At 46.9% G+C, this 15,222-nt stretch carries 14 protein-coding genes; 5 read left to right on the top strand and 9 right to left on the bottom strand.

What is annotated here, in order from left to right; genetic code table 11:
* Positions 1-118: 118 nt before the first annotated feature.
* The 5 genes from trmH to gmk form a co-directional block, all read right to left on the bottom strand.
* Entirely contained in the window at positions 119-832 is a 714-nt protein-coding gene (gene trmH / locus EP13_RS00665) for a tRNA (guanosine(18)-2'-O)-methyltransferase TrmH (RefSeq protein WP_044055505.1), read from the bottom strand.
* Positions 833-835: 3 nt separating this feature from the next.
* Entirely contained in the window at positions 836-1,222 is a 387-nt protein-coding gene (locus tag EP13_RS00660) for a RidA family protein (protein ID WP_044055504.1), read from the bottom strand.
* 23 nt (positions 1,223-1,245) lie between these two features.
* Positions 1,246-3,354 (bottom strand): bifunctional GTP diphosphokinase/guanosine-3',5'-bis pyrophosphate 3'-pyrophosphohydrolase, encoded by a 2,109-nt coding sequence (spoT, locus tag EP13_RS00655; RefSeq protein ID WP_044055503.1) that lies wholly within the window; start codon positions 3,352-3,354, stop codon positions 1,246-1,248.
* 143 nt (positions 3,355-3,497) lie between these two features.
* Positions 3,498-3,770, bottom strand: coding sequence for a DNA-directed RNA polymerase subunit omega (rpoZ, locus tag EP13_RS00650; RefSeq protein ID WP_044055502.1), 273 nt, complete (start codon positions 3,768-3,770; stop codon positions 3,498-3,500).
* A gap of 154 nt (positions 3,771-3,924) precedes the next feature.
* Entirely contained in the window at positions 3,925-4,566 is a 642-nt protein-coding gene (gene gmk, locus EP13_RS00645) for a guanylate kinase (protein WP_044055501.1), read from the bottom strand.
* A 211-nt stretch (positions 4,567-4,777) separates the two neighbouring features.
* Between gmk and EP13_RS00640 the strand changes: the two genes are divergently transcribed.
* Positions 4,778-5,446: an alpha/beta hydrolase gene (locus tag EP13_RS00640; protein ID WP_044055500.1), complete on the top strand. Its 669-nt coding sequence runs from the start codon at positions 4,778-4,780 to the stop codon at positions 5,444-5,446.
* An 82-nt stretch (positions 5,447-5,528) separates the two neighbouring features.
* On the opposite strand, the gene EP13_RS00635 is transcribed toward EP13_RS00640, so the two are convergent.
* On the bottom strand, positions 5,529-6,587 hold the full coding sequence (locus EP13_RS00635; protein WP_044055499.1) for a GGDEF domain-containing protein: 1,059 nt from the start codon (positions 6,585-6,587) through the stop codon (positions 5,529-5,531).
* A 180-nt stretch (positions 6,588-6,767) separates the two neighbouring features.
* Between EP13_RS00635 and hemC the strand changes: the two genes are divergently transcribed.
* From hemC to EP13_RS00615, 4 genes are read left to right on the top strand one after another with little or no spacing between them, the layout of a single operon-like run.
* Positions 6,768-7,706: a hydroxymethylbilane synthase gene (hemC, locus tag EP13_RS00630; protein ID WP_044055498.1), complete on the top strand. Its 939-nt coding sequence runs from the start codon at positions 6,768-6,770 to the stop codon at positions 7,704-7,706.
* A complete protein-coding gene (locus EP13_RS00625; RefSeq protein ID WP_044055497.1) occupies positions 7,706-8,425 on the top strand; it encodes a uroporphyrinogen-III synthase in 720 nt (239 codons plus the stop codon). Before hemC ends, EP13_RS00625 begins: the two co-directional genes overlap by 1 nt.
* Entirely contained in the window at positions 8,426-9,586 is a 1,161-nt protein-coding gene (locus tag EP13_RS00620; RefSeq protein ID WP_044055496.1) for a uroporphyrinogen-III C-methyltransferase, read from the top strand.
* Positions 9,583-10,758 carry a heme biosynthesis HemY N-terminal domain-containing protein gene (locus EP13_RS00615; protein WP_044055495.1) on the top strand — a complete coding sequence of 392 codons (1,176 nt, stop codon included), beginning with the start codon at positions 9,583-9,585 and terminating at the stop codon, positions 10,756-10,758. The genes EP13_RS00620 and EP13_RS00615 overlap by 4 nt, the downstream gene beginning before the upstream one ends.
* A gap of 97 nt (positions 10,759-10,855) precedes the next feature.
* On the opposite strand, the gene hydA is transcribed toward EP13_RS00615, so the two are convergent.
* From hydA to EP13_RS00600, 3 genes are read right to left on the bottom strand one after another with little or no spacing between them, the layout of a single operon-like run.
* Entirely contained in the window at positions 10,856-12,301 is a 1,446-nt protein-coding gene (hydA, locus tag EP13_RS00610; protein ID WP_044055494.1) for a dihydropyrimidinase, read from the bottom strand.
* A 42-nt stretch (positions 12,302-12,343) separates the two neighbouring features.
* Entirely contained in the window at positions 12,344-13,819 is a 1,476-nt protein-coding gene (locus tag EP13_RS00605) for an NCS1 family nucleobase:cation symporter-1 (protein WP_044055493.1), read from the bottom strand.
* Positions 13,816-15,090 carry a Zn-dependent hydrolase gene (locus EP13_RS00600; protein WP_044055492.1) on the bottom strand — a complete coding sequence of 425 codons (1,275 nt, stop codon included), beginning with the start codon at positions 15,088-15,090 and terminating at the stop codon, positions 13,816-13,818. The genes EP13_RS00605 and EP13_RS00600 overlap by 4 nt, the downstream gene beginning before the upstream one ends.
* Positions 15,091-15,222: the final 132 nt, after the last annotated feature.

Genomic DNA, 15,222 nt, shown 5'->3' with positions numbered 1-15,222 from the left:
AAATCAAGCGGCTGATTTTGTTGAAGTAGTTATTTGAAAACTGAAGTGTAATGGATTGTGAAGGACTTGGCGAGTACGGTTTACGGACAGGATTAATCGCCGTAAACCGAGGTTGGTACTACCCTTCTTGCTGGCTAAGGGCTTTCGCTTCTAATGGGGTGATTTGCATTTCTTTCCACCAACTATCGTTAGCGTCAACTTCCCCTAACGCATTAATAGGTGGAAACGGTAGCCCTTTGCGTTGGCAAAGCTTGAATAAGCGGGGGTAGCCGTTTTCAAAAGCCAAAGCCTGACATTCTGCTTCTGGCAGATGTTGTTCATTATACATACCCGCAATGGTACGTTGTCGTTGCGCTTCATAAAGCACCAACGCAGCGGCCACAGATACATTCAACGACTGCACCATGCCCATCATAGGAATAACAATGTCCTGATCTGCCAAGGCTATGGCTTCGTCAGTGGCGCCGTATTTTTCTTGGCCAAACAAAATGGCGGTGGGTTTGGTATAGTCTACATCACGGAAATCTACTGCGGTGTCCGACAAATGTGTTACCAATACCTGCATGCCTTGGCCTTTCAGCGCGCCCATGGCATCACCGATGTTCTCGTGATTAGTTTGGCGTACCCATTGTTGGCTACCCATGGCAGTACCACGTCTAAACTGATACTTCTCTTCCCATACCGTATGCACGCGGTGAATACCAACGGCATCGCAGGTGCGAACCACGGCTGACACATTATGAGGTTTATGCACATTTTCTAGGCAAACCGTTAAATCGGTTTGCCTTTTATCCAGCACTTGTCTTATGCGCTGGTAACGCTCTGGTGACATGGTTTACTCCGGCAATTCCATCACACCGTCAATTTCTATTTGCGCGCCTTTTGGCAATGCGGAAACTTGTACCGCTGCCCGTGCTGGGTAAGGCTTGTTGAAATAGCGGCTCATGATTTCATTAACCGTGGCAAAGTGGCCAAGATCGATAAGGAAAATGTTAACCTTGACCAAATCGTTCGTTGTACCACCTGCGGCCTCACAAACGGCCTTTAGGTTTTCAAATACCTGTACGGCTTGTTCTGCGAAATCTTCAGACACCATTTCCATTGTGGCGGACGCCAATGGGATCTGGCCTGATAAATACACAGTGGTACCGGCTTTCACTGCTTGGCTGTAAGTACCAATAGCAGCAGGTGCCTGATCGGTCTGAATAATAGACTTAGACATAATTTATCCTAAAATTTAATAGTTTAGTGTCGAGACTGGCTGTGACGTGACACTTTTTGAACTTCTGGCATTGTACGTATCTTCTTCATGACTCTGGCTAAATGCACACGGTTGTGGGTGGTTAGCTCAAGGTCGATAAAGTAGATATTACTCTCTTTTTCTTCGGTTTGAAGACCAATAATATTCGAGTCGCACCCAGAAATCGTATTGGTTAACGTAGCCAAGGTACCTTGGTGATTGATTAGCTCAATACGTAGCGAGGCTTTGAACTCACCTTGTGGTTCTTCATCCCATCGCATAGGTAATACGCGTTGCGGCTCTTCTTTGGTCAGCTTTCTAATGTTATTACACCCAGTTTGGTGAATAGCCATACCTCTACCTGGGCTCAAAATAGCCACGATTTCATCATCAGGAATAGGGTGGCAGCAACGTGCAAAGTGCACCAGCAAACCTTCTGTACCACGAATAGCCACGTTACCCTTTTTATCAGGTAAGTCGGTATTTTCGCCCAATAAACGACGAGCAACAATTGCACTTAATTCGTTACCAAGACCAATGTCTATCAGCAAGGCTTCAAAGTCATCATGTTTGGTTTCCGCCACTACCCGATCGATATCTTGCTGAGCAATATCATCTAATTTAACAGCGCCTAGCGCGTGCCTAAGTAAACGGTTACCCATATTGACCGCTTCTTGCGAATGTTGCTTACGTAAATATTGACGAATGCGGGTACGGGCGCGGGCACTCACTACAAAATTCAACCAGTTAGCGTTGGGCTTGGCCTTTGGAGAGGTAATAATTTCTACCGTTTGACCGTTTTGAAGTGGCTTGCTCAAGCTATAGTTTCTGCGTTCAACGCGCACACCAACGCACGTATTCCCCACATCTGAGTGCACTGCATAGGCAAAGTCCACAGCGGTCGCGCCCATGGGCAACTCTATAATGCGGCCATCTGGCGTGAATACGTAAATTTCATCCGGGAATAAATCTGTTTTAACCGACTCAATAAATTCAAATGACGAGCTCGCCGATTGTTGCAGTTCAAGTAGGCTTTGCATCCATTTGCGCGCACGTAACTGGGCAGTTGTACCGTTATCTCCTGGCTCTTTATAAAGCCAATGAGCGGCAACGCCTTTATCTGCCATCTGATCCATTTCTTTGGTACGTATTTGAATTTCTACGGGAATACCGTGAGGACCAATAAGCGAAGTATGTAACGACTGATAACCATTGGTCCGCGGGATAGCAATATAGTCTTTAAATCTGTTTTCAATTGGCTTATACAAACCATGCATCGCCCCTAGCGAGCGATAGCAGTTATCAACACTGTCTACCACAATACGAAACGCGTAGATGTCCATAACTTCGTTGAACATTAACTCTTTGTTTTTCATTTTGCGGTAAATGGAATACAGATGCTTTTCGCGGCCTAAGACATTTGATTCAATTTTGAATGCATCTAAACGTGTGTGCAGTTCTTCACGTATATTTTCAATGATTTCTTTTCGATTACCCCTAGCCTGGCGCACAGCTGATTTAAGTGCTCTGTGACGCATAGGATACATGGCTTGAAAACCAAGGTCTTCCAGTTCATTTTTAATATCGTGAATACCCAAACGGTGGGCAATGGGGGCGTAAATTTCCAGCGTTTCTAAAGCAATACGACGGCGCTTGTCTGGGCGCAGAGAGCCTAACGTACGCATATTGTGGGTGCGATCAGCCAGCTTGATTAAGATAACCCTGATATCTTGTACCATGGCCATCATCATTTTACGGAAGTTCTCCGCTTGCGCTTCTTGCTTGGTGCTGAAGGCGAGTTTATCTAGCTTACTGACACCTTCCACTAATTCGGCGACGGTGTCGCCAAAGGCGTCTGCTAAGTCTTCCTGACTATAGTGCGTGTCTTCAATCACATCGTGCAGCAAGGCGGCCATAATCGTTTCATGGTCTAAATGCATGTCTGCAAGAATGCCTGCAACCGCAACGGGGTGCGTAATGTAAGGGTCTCCGCTTGAACGCATTTGACCATCGTGGGCTTCTTGCGCCAATACGAAGGCTTCCTGCACCAACTGAACTCTATCGGCAGGTAAATACTCTACAACTTTTTGCTTTAAACCTTCAAACAAATACACAGCGAAGCACGGCCCTTATATAACGTTACAACCCTAAGAATACGTTTAATTGCGCATTAAGCCAATACGCGAAAAGCAAAGCGCCAGTGCTTTTTTCAAAGCACTGGCGCCCAATTCTAATTTACTACCCCAAAAAGGGAAGATTACTGATCAGAAAGAATGTTAGCAACAGACGCAAACTCTGCGTGCTCTGCTTGTTCTTGATCACGAATTTGATCCTGCTCTAACGTGCTAGCTGTGACCAAACCTTCTTCGATTTCACGAAGTGCAGTAACGGTTGGCTTGTCGTTTTGCACGTCAACCATAGGATCTTTACCTTCAGTGGCAATTTGGCGTGCGCGACGCGCTGCTACCAATACCAAGTCAAAGCGGTTACCAATTTTATCTACGGCATCTTCTACGGTTACGCGAGCCATGTATTTCTCCGAAAATTAGGTTGAGCAAGTAATTCAAAAAACGGCCGCGTAGTATACACATTTGCAAGCCGCGATCCTAGCGCTTTGTGTGAAATTGAACCAGCAAAACCCTACCGATCCACAAAAAGCCCAAGGAACCCCCTGTTTTTACATATTAAGCTGTGCCAAGCAATTCGTCCAATAATGTCTGATAACGCATTTGCTGTTTTTGCGTGCGCAGTCGCTGTGCGATCACTATCGCTTCGAGGTCGTGCAACGCGGTAGCAAAATCGTCGTTTATAATCACGTGGTCGAATTCACTAAAGTGAGACATTTCATCCACGGCTTTTTTCATTCGCCCAGCAATAACCTCTTCGCTGTCTTGGCCACGGCTGTTAAGTCGTTGCTCGAGTACATCAATGGATGGAGGCAAAATAAAGACGCCGCAGGTATCGGGCATTAAGGTTTTCACCTGACGCGCGCCTTGCCAATCAATATCCAGAAAAACGTCGATACCTCTATGCAAGGTTTGTTCTATGGTGACTCTCGACGTGCCGTAATAATTACCGAACACTTCCGCCCATTCGAAAAACACACCCTGCTCGATTAATGCCTCAAATTGCGCACGACTCACAAAATGATAGTGCTCGCCATCCACTTCGCCAGGCCGGGGTTGCCGCGTGGTATGAGACACAGACACCTGCATAGGATAACTGTCACTTCCTTTGTATTTTTCCATTAGCGCTTTGATAAGGCTAGATTTTCCCGCACCTGAAGGTGCAGCCAGAATAAATAAATTGCCAAGTAATGAAGACATGAAGGTATTAAATTATTTTCAATAGGTGGTGATTTCAGAACGCAATGGTAGCATATTGAACAAATAAGCCGTAGTAGCAATAGGTGGGGCACATCGCAAATTGTGTTTCCTCAGCCGTTTTGCCGTTGGCGTACAATAAAAAATAATAATAGCGAAACGACAGCCATTCGCACCACAAGCAAAAAACGACACTTCATTTAGGGAGACACTTATGACACAGCTACTGCCTTGCGTAGAGCACAAACCTTCCGTTGCGCCAACTGCCTGCGTTATTTGGCTACATGGTTTAGGTGATTCTGGCCATGGGTTTGCTCCTATTGTGCCTGAGCTAAAATTACCCGAATCCATGGCGGTTAAATTCGTTTTCCCCCATGCGCCAGAACGGCCGGTAACCATAAACGGCGGCATGCGCATGCGAGCATGGTACGACATTAAGTCGCTGGATTTTAATAGTCGTGCCGACCTCAGCGGCGTAAAAGAATCAGCAGAGCAAGTGAGCGCGCTTATTGATGCACAAATTGACAGTGGCATTCCTGCCAACCGTATTGTGTTAGCCGGCTTTTCTCAAGGTGGGGTTGTTGCCCTTCACCTTGCCCCACGTTTAGACAAACAACTGGCAGGTGTAATGGCTTTGTCTACGTACTTATGTGAGCCTGGTTTGCTCAGTGAACAAGCCAAGGAAACCAATCGCCACATTCCTTTCTTTTTTGCCCACGGAAATCAAGATGAAGTGGTACCTATGTTTATGGGCAATGCGGCCTATAAAACCTTAAAAGATAATGGCTTTAATGCGACCTGGAAAAGCTACACCATGCAACACAATGTGTGCATGCAAGAACTCAATGATATTTCCGCGTGGCTGCAAAACGTACTGGCATAACCCTAGCGCCTTAATAGCGCCACGAGGCTTAGGGCGGAGAAATAGGGGTTACCCATTCATGGCGTATCCCCTGCTCTGCCCATCACACCACTTTATTCCTGCCTGTGCGTTTAGCCTCATAAAGGTTGATGTCAGCTTGCTTAATCGCCTCTTCTATTTGGGCATCGGTTAGTGCAGTTTGCACCCCAAGGCTGGCCGTTACCCTGTGTTCAATTTCGGCGCTTTTGTAGGGATTATTTTCTATATGCACACGCATTTTTTCAGCGAGCTTAACGGCGTTACTTAAGTTAACACTCGGAAATATAATGAGAAATTCCTCTCCTCCTGTACGTGCCACAATGTCTGTCGCCCTTACAGACGCTTTCATCAGCTTAGTGATATACACCAACACATCATCCCCTACGTCGTGACCATAGGTGTCATTAATCACCTTAAAATGATCAATGTCTAATATCACCACACTTAACGGAAAATAGTCGGCGGGGTCTTCAGTGGCGCGAGCAAAATAAACCGCTTCTAAAAAACGTCGATTTGGCAGTTTGGTCAGCGGGTCTGTGTTGGCCTGACGCATATTTTCAAGGGTATCCCGATACATTTCTTTGCGGCTTTGGTTCCAGAAAAACTCACCAATAAAGGCCACACAAATAAAACAAAATGCGGAAATTAGAAAACGCGTAACATGCTCATCGGCGTAATTTGCCTGTAACAGCCAGGGGGTATACAAACCGTACACTATCGATCCCATTGTAACGATCACATAAATAATGGCCGCCTTGTATCCCACAATAATAATTTGGATAAACAGAAGCGGAAAAATAAAATACAGCCCCGTATTTTTATAACCACCGGTGTACACAATGCTGAGGGACATGAAAATTACGAGCACACCAGCAATGTAATAATGAACGTCGCTGCCACTATACAAATGGGAAAAAATAGCATTAAAAAAAATAGCGCAAGACCAAAGCCCTAGTAAAAACGCCAGCAAGTTATTGCCTACCATCAAATTTTCAATGGCAAGAATCGCCATGATGGAGCTACCCACATAAGAAATGAAAAAAAGCGTTAGACGCCTGCGCTTAACCTCCGCCTTATTTTGGTGTGTGTATTTCAGCAATTGGCGTATTGAAGAATGATCCACTGAGAAAAAAGCTCCTTTAAAACGGCTTGTTAATGATAATAGTCGCCGGTTTGCCTTTTAACCAATGTGAAAACTATGCTTATTCTCATAGATTTAAGTACAATAATGCATAATTGTTTTAATCAGAATGCCAAAGGTTAGTGTATCTATCGCACATCCTTGTTAATTGTCGGGACCGCTATGACACAAGCAAACACATCAAGAACTCTTCGAATTGCCACCCGTAAAAGTGCGTTAGCACTATGGCAAGCCGAATATGTAAAAGCCAAACTGTTGGAACATCACCCAAGGTTGCAGGTAGAGCTTGTGCCCATGAGCACCCAAGGCGATAAAATTTTAGATACACCATTAGCCAAAATTGGCGGCAAGGGCTTATTTATTAAAGAGCTTGAAATCGCCATGCTAGAAGGCCGTGCCGACATTGCCGTACATTCAATGAAGGATGTACCGGTTGCGTTTCCTGAAGGGTTCGGCCTGCATGCCATTTGTGAGCGAGAAAACCCCTTTGATGCCTTTGTTTCGAACACCTATGAAAGTTTAGACGCGTTACCGCAAGGCGCAGTTGTGGGCACCTCAAGCCTGCGCCGCCAATGTCAGATTAGAAAACATCGCCCCGACCTTATCATCAAGGATTTACGGGGTAACGTGAATACACGGTTAGCCAAATTAGATGCCAATGAATACGACGCTATTATTCTTGCATCGGCAGGGCTTATTCGTTTGGGCATGGAATCACGTATTCGCATGCCTTTGCCTGAATCTGTATCCTTGCCAGCTGTAGGGCAAGGGGCAGTAGGTATTGAATGTCGTAACGATGACGCTGAACTTATTGAACTCCTGTCTGCCCTTAACCACAGCGAGACCCACACTCGTGTCACCGCAGAAAGAGCCATGAACGAACGTTTAGAAGGCGGCTGCCAAGTGCCTATTGGTAGCTTTGCCACCCTAAACGACAATGCACTGACTCTCACCGGCATGGTAGGGAAACCCGATGGTTCTACCCTATTGTTTGCCTCAGCCACGGGGCCTACTGAAAATGCGCAGAGTATTGGTGTAGAAGTAGCCGAGGCATTGCTTGAACAAGGTGCCGGCGATATTCTAAAAGCCCTCTACGAGTAATGTTGTTACTCACCCGCCCCTTGCCTAAGTTGGATGCCAGCGTAGCGGCTTTTACGCAGGCGGGGGTTTCGGTAACAGGGGTAGCCACCTCTGATATTGAATACAATGACATCGCTATCGCTAAGCTGCATCAATATCTTTTGCAGCATAGCCACGCCACCCTTATAGCCACCAGCGTATTTGCTGTACCGGCACTCGCCCAAGCGTGGCCAGACGCCCCATCATACCGGCCAATATTGGCGGTGGGTGATGCCACAGCCACTAAAATAAAATCACATCTACCTCAAGTCACTGTTTTCACGCCTGCACAGCATACCTCCGAAGGTATACTGGCTATGCACCAACTTAATGAGGCAAACTGTGAAGACATCGTTATTATTAAAGGGGAAGGTGGGCGCGATACCTTGCAAAATACGTTAAGGTTGCAAGGCAAGCAGGTTTACCCATTCTGTGTTTACAAACGCGTTGCGCTAGCGCAACCTTTTTATACAAATAACTGGCAAATAGACGATGTTAGCGGCATTATCGCTACAAGTGAAAACATGGCAATGCAGCTTATTGCCTCTCATTCAGATCACATTTTGACGTTACCTTGGGTAACAGTAAGTGAACGTATAGCGAGCACCCTGCGTAAACGGGGTATAGAAAATGTGGCAGTTTGCGAACAAGCCACAGACCAAGCACTGATTGCGTGGATTAAGGACAACTGGGAGTATTGAATGGCCGACAACGATGATAAAAACCTTGTGGAAGGTGAAGTAATTAATACTAGCGCAGAACCTGCCCCCCAGGTCGAAGACTCAGCCTCGCCCAAGGCGAATAAGAAAAAGTCATCTTCAGGGAAAGGACTACTGTGGTTTGTGGTAATCATCTTATTCCTACTCGTCATAGGAATAGCCGCGGCGGGCTACTGGTATTACACCCAACAACAAGCCAAAGAAGCGCAAACCGCCTCTCAGCAAAGCGACACCCAACGCCAGTTGCAATCGCTAACCGAAGAGCGTACCACCTTGACGGCGCAATTCGAAGAAATGGCGAATGCCAATCTGCAGCTATCTAAGGATGTAGAGCGCTTAAAACAGCAGAACACAGCACTTACGCAACAAAGCGAAGCTACCCTTGCTCAACTCAATACAATGGAAGGTCGCCGACCAGCCGATTGGCTCATTGCCGAAGCCGATTATTTAGTCCGAATGGCCGGGCGCAAACTGTGGCTAGAGAATGATGTCCGTACGGCTATTTTATTGTTGGTGAATGCAGACAAGCGCCTGTCGTCGCTGGCTGACCCATCGGTGCTGCCGGTTCGCGCTCACTTAGCAGAAGATATTCAAACCCTGCAGCAACTGAACCCTGTTTCTCAAACCCAAGTGGCGTTAGCGTTAACAGGCATGATGGCTCAAATTGATAACTTGCCATTAGACACCTTTGAAAAACCGGTAGACGTGGATGCACAGAACCCTGAGTTATCGGAATCTACCGACGACTGGAAAGAAAATCTAAGCAAAGTATGGCGTTCTATGGTTGATGGCTTTTTTACGGTGAAAACCCTTAGCGGCCCCATTGAACCTGTCATGTCTTTAGAAGCGCAGTTTTTAGCAAAAGAACAGCTACGTTTGCAACTTATGCATGCACAGTCAGCTGCCTTACAAGGCGAAAAAGGCCTGTATGAGCAATCACTGCAATACGCACAAACCTTAATAGATCAAAACTTCGACCTAAGCAGCACGTCAATATCTGGCTTTAGTCAGGCGTTAACCAACCTGCGTGAAACTGACATATCTCGCCCTATTCCCAGTGAACTTGCCGCTCAGCAACCCCTAGAACGGCTGCTTGATACCCGTGTGAAAAAGGTATTTGGTGAAGGAGCAAGCGCATTATGAAATGGTTAGTCATTGCCTTAGCGGTGCTGGCCGCCTTTATTATTGCGTTAATTGTTGGCCCTATGATTTTGGGCGACACGGGTTATGTGCTTATTTCTTTGGGCAACAAAGCCATTGAAATGACCATCATCAGTTTCGGTATCATTATTATATGTTCGTTAGTGGGTTGGTACCTTTTATGGCGCGCGACACTTTGGGCCATTAGCCTGCTAACAGGTTCACATAAATGGTTTGGTGCGTTAGGCGAACGCAAGCGCAAGCGCGCGTTTTATACTGGCCTTCAAGCCATGGCGGCAGGAGATTTCACCGCCGCTCAAAAAGCGTTAAGTCAAACCACCAATGGCGATTTTGAAGGCGTAAATTACCTGGCGTCAGCACAAATTGCGGTGAATAAAGGTGAGCAGCAAAAAGCCGAGTATTTCTTACTCCAGGCTTGCGATTACCCTAATGCAAAAGTGGCCGCCACCCTTATGATGGCAAGGCTGGATGCTGCCCATGGTAAGGTAAATGACGCACTTGAAAAGCTCAATGCTTTACCTGAGGACACGCAAACCAACCCACAGGTTGTTCGATTAAAAGCAGAGTTATTGGCTGAACTCGGACAGTGGAATACCCTTGAGGAAAACTTAAGCCAATGGCGAAAAGCCCTGTCTAAAGAAAACTATACCCTGTGGTCGCAACGTATCGCAAAAGGAAAGTTTGCTGAAATAGCCAGTAAGCAAGGGGCTTCCGAGCTGAAAACCTACTGGCAAAACTTGCCTCGTAAAATGCGTCATGACGACGCCTATCAAGCGGCTTATGTTCAGCAATTGCTAGCGCAAGGAATGCACGACGACGCCCAAACTTGCTTGGTGGAATGGCAAAAACGGGGCAGAAAAGCCAGCCTATTCCCCTTGTTTAAGCAGCTTAACTTACCCAATGCTGCTCCCTCGCTTCGCTTAATTGAAGCTTGGATAAAGCAAGCGCCGGAAGACGCCTCACTTTACTCTACCTTAGGGCATGTGGCGCATCATTCTGGCGATGATGTATTAGCAGAAAAAGCCCTGCTGAAAGCCACCACCTTAGCGGCTAATAAAGAAGACTTGCTGCTGTTAGCGAGTATTAGTGAACGTAAACAAGATGCGGTGGCGGCACTGCAATATTTCAAAGAAGGCCAAACGGTGGCAAGTTAGCCTTTTTTGAGGTGAATACAAAAACGCCAATCACTTCTCTTTGTGATTGGCGTTTTGCGTTAGTTTAACCATCAACCCAAAGGGTAGGTGGAAAACGTTAGCTTTTTCTATTTACCGGCTTAGGCTCGGCAAGTGCTTTTCGGCGCTGCAATGACTCATAAAAAGGCGCATAAGTAGGGCGCATAACATATTGACCATCTCCCTCTTTGGCCAGTAATTCGCCCTCTTTCCAGGCCACCACACCATTACAAATAGTGAGTGTAGGCACGCCTGTGACCTCCATGCCTTCAAAGATATTGTTTTCAATCTTAGACATGTGCGTTGACGCGGAAATGGTCTTTTTACCCTTAGGATCCCATACCACAATATCGGCATCTGACCCTTCTGCAATCGCTCCCTTGGCCGGGTACAAATTAAAAATTTTTGCGGCATTGGTTGAGGTCACTGCCACAAACTCGTTGGCGGTTAACTTGCCACTATTTACGCCCTTCTCCCACAATACCGCCAGGCGTTCTTCAACCCCCGCGGTGCCGTTAGGAATTTGGGTAAAATTGTCTTTGCCCATGGCTTTTTGCTCATTACAAAACGCACAATGGTCGGTTGCCGTAGTTTGCAGTGTACCGGCTTGCAAGGCTTTCCATAACGCATCTTGGTGTTTCTTTTCGCGAAACGGAGGACTCATGACATGAGCAGCAGCGCGCTCCCAATTGGCGTCTTGGTAAACACTGTCATCAACCGTTAAATGCCCTGCCAACACCTCACCATACACATGATGTCCTCGGCTTTGGGCATAACGAATAGCATCAATACTTTCTTGTACCGAGCAATGCACTAAATATAAAGGGGCGCCAATGGTTTCTGAAATACTAATGGCACGGTATGCCGCTTCACCTTCTACCATAGGGGGACGAGACAAAGGGTGGGCTTCTGGGCCTGTTATTCCCTTTTCCATCAATTGCTGTTGAAGGTGATACACAAGTTCACCATTTTCGGCGTGCACGGTTGCAATGGCTCCTAGCTCCATACAGCGGGTAAAACTCGATACCAAAATGTCATCGGTAGCCATGATGGCATTCTTATAGGCCATAAAATGTTTAAAGCTATTAATGCCATACTCAGTGGCCAATGTTTCCATGTCTTGGTGAACGCTGTCATCCCACCACGTAATGGCCACGTGAAACGTGTAATTTGACATAGACTTTTCAGACCAATCTCGCCACTGATGGTAGGCTTCCATTAGCGGCTGGCCTGGGCTGGGTATTACGAAATCGATGATAGTGGTGGTGCCACCTGCCAGTGCCGCCGCGGTGCCAGAGGCAAAATCGTCGGCCGCCACGGTTCCCATAAAAGGAAGCTGCATATGCGTATGCGGATCTATGCCTCCAGGCATAATAAGTTTACCAGTAACATCAATAACCTCAGCCCCCTCTGGCGCTGATAAATCTTGTGCAATGCGGGTAATTTTACCGTCTTCGCAAAGTACATCGGCTGTATACGTCATTTCATGGGTGACAACCTTGCCACCTTTTAATAATAGCGCCATGTTTTGTCCTTTTTCTCTTGTAACCTAGCCTTGACTGACCATCTATGATGCTTTCGCTAAGTTGCCTACGTGGCTTTGCGCCCCTAATAGCAACTTATTGGCAGCCACGTAATAAATCACGGCACCTGAGATAGAGCCGGTAAACCAGCCATAGTTGTAGTACCAGGTGAAAACATCGGCGGTAACCGCAAGCAAGGTAACGGCGACCGGCACCAAGAAGGCGATAAAGCCGGCCCAATTCACTTTCGGATAAAGCGTACTCGACGTATAAAGTGCGGCCACGTCCAGTTCTTGTTTGCGAATAAAGAAATAATCCACAATCATGATGCCAGCAATAGGCCCAAGCAAACTTGAATATCCCAGCAACCAATTTGAGTACATGCTTTCAACGCTAACGTCAGACTCAATTAAACCTAGCTTCTTCAGCAGCTCCCAGCTCATAAGCAACACACCCACTAACCCGGTAAGCAACACGCCGCGAGTATGGTTAATGTATTTAGGCGCAATATTTTGAAAATCGTTGGTGGGTGATACCACATTGGCAGCGGTATTGGTTGAAAGGGTGGCCACGATAATAAGCAGCATAGCGATAGCGACAAAAAATGGGCTATCAATATGGCCAATAAGGGTGACGGGATCTGACACGGTTTCCCCCACTAGCGTAGTAGATGCTGATGTCAGCAGTACACCTAATGCGGCAAACAAAAACATGGTAAGCGGCAAGCCAATTATCTGCCCTTTCACTTGGGCTTTTTGACTTTTAGCGTAGCGACTAAAATCAGGAATATTTAACGACAGCGTAGCCCAAAACCCTACCATTGCCGTTAGGCCAGCAAAGAAGTAGCTGAAAAAGCCCGCGTCTTCTGGGCGATTTGCGGGGGTCGCTAACACCTCGGTCACCGAGACTTTATCGCTTGCCCACCAAATAAGCCCAATGCCCACAATCAGCAATAAAGGGGCTGCTAAGGTTTCTAGCCACTTTATAGACTCAGAGCCTTTGATCACAATATAGACGTTAAGCGCACCAAACGCGAAGAAACCAATGACTTCCCCTATCCCCCCGAGTGCAGCCCAGCCATCAGAGATGGAAGACAAGAAAAGGTGAATAGCTAAGCCGCCAAACATGGTTTGAATGCCAAACCAACCACAGGCCACAAAACCTCGAATTAAACAGGGAATGTTCGAGCCAACAATGCCAAAAGAAGAGCGCAGAACCACAGGGAACGGAATACCAAATTTAGTGCCAGGAAACGCATTTAATGTCAGTGGTATCAGCACCACCACGTTGGCTAGCAAAATGGTAAAAAGGGCTTCCATTACTGAAAGCCCAAAATAGGATGTTAACACCCCCCCTAGGGTGTACGTAGGCACACAAATCGCCATGCCCACCCACAGGGCAGCGATATTACCTGTGCCCCATGTTCTTTCTGAAACCTGAGTAGGGGCCAGGTCTTCGTTAAAATAATCGCTGGCTTTAACCGCTGGGGAAAGTTCTACTTCGCGTATATCGTCGCTCATGCTATTTCCTCCTCACTTTCTTCTGTGGGTGCCCCCGCAGCTTCGGCTATTCGGTGACTGGCCGTTAGCATGGTATGCAGCAGTACATTGGCACCGGCTTCACACTGCTCTGGGCTAGAGTACTCAATTTCATTGTGGCTAATGCCATTTTCACAGGGGGTAAAAATCATCCCGGAAGGCACAAGATCAGCCATATAACAGGCGTCGTGGCCGGCCCCGGCGTAAATATCCATATGCGAATAGCCCAGCTTTTCGGTGGCGGCCTTTACATCATCAGACGCATTAAATTCAACCGGGGCAAAATACCAGAAGTTGTCTACCGAAATATCTAAGTCTCTGTCTTTCGCTACGCCCTCGCAAAATGCCACAAACTCTTCGTGCATAGTGGCTAGCACCTCTGGGTTCGGGTTTCTCAGGTCGGCGCTAAACTTAATATTGCCGGGAATGGTATTTCGAGAATTGGGGTAAACCTGCATAAAACCCACTGTCCCTAAGCCATTTTCATAGCGATTGGCCAATGCTTCAATTTCTGTCACAATTTTACCGGCTGCCACCATGGCGTCTTTGCGTAAGTGCATGGGTGTTGTACCAGAATGGGATTCACGCCCCTGAACTTCCACGTTATACCAGCGGATCCCTTGGCCTAAACGCACCACACCTATGGCTTTTTCTTCGTCTTCTAAAATTGGCCCTTGCTCAATGTGGGCTTCGAAAAATGCACCTATGTTTCGGCTACCCAGCTCTTCCTCGCCTAAATACCCAATACGCGCCAATTCATCACCTAGACGTAATCCGTTAACGTCGGTTTTATCCAATTCTTTTTGCAAGTCAAAGCGCCCAACGTACACGCCGGAACCTTGCATGGCCGGTTGAAAGCGAGACCCCTCTTCGTTCGTCCAGACACTGACTTCGATAGGTGTGGGGGTGGTGATGTTGTTTTCATGCAGTGTACGCAGAACTTCTACCCCAGAAAGCACGCCAAATACGCCGTCAAACTTACCGCCTGTAGGTTGAGTATCTAGGTGGCTTCCCGTGGCAACGGCGGGCAAGTCATTATTTAGCCCCGGACGTTTGGCAAAAATATTACCAAACTTATCAATGGCGATGTCACAACCTGTGGCCTTGCACCAGTCGCAGAATAGGTCACGGGCTTGCTTGTCGAGATCCGTCGCAGCCAGTCGATTACAGCCACCTTTTTCAGTGCCGCCAATTTCGCCCATTTCCATTAGGCTGTCCCATAATCGCTGACCATTTACTCTTAGCTTTTCCATTTCACTTCCTCGCTGATGCTTATCTTTGTTTTTTGCGTTGCACTTGGGGTAAGTAACCCGCGTTTTAGCCCGTTTTGTTAAACACCTTTTTTAACACCAAGGCGGGTAACGCCAAGCCACCGAAAAGTCATT

The organism is Alteromonas australica (genome assembly GCF_000730385.1).
Lineage (GTDB): Bacteria > Pseudomonadota > Gammaproteobacteria > Enterobacterales > Alteromonadaceae > Alteromonas > Alteromonas australica.
The sequence above is the reverse complement of the archived record's forward strand: the minus strand, read 5'-3'. Positions and strand labels throughout refer to the sequence as shown.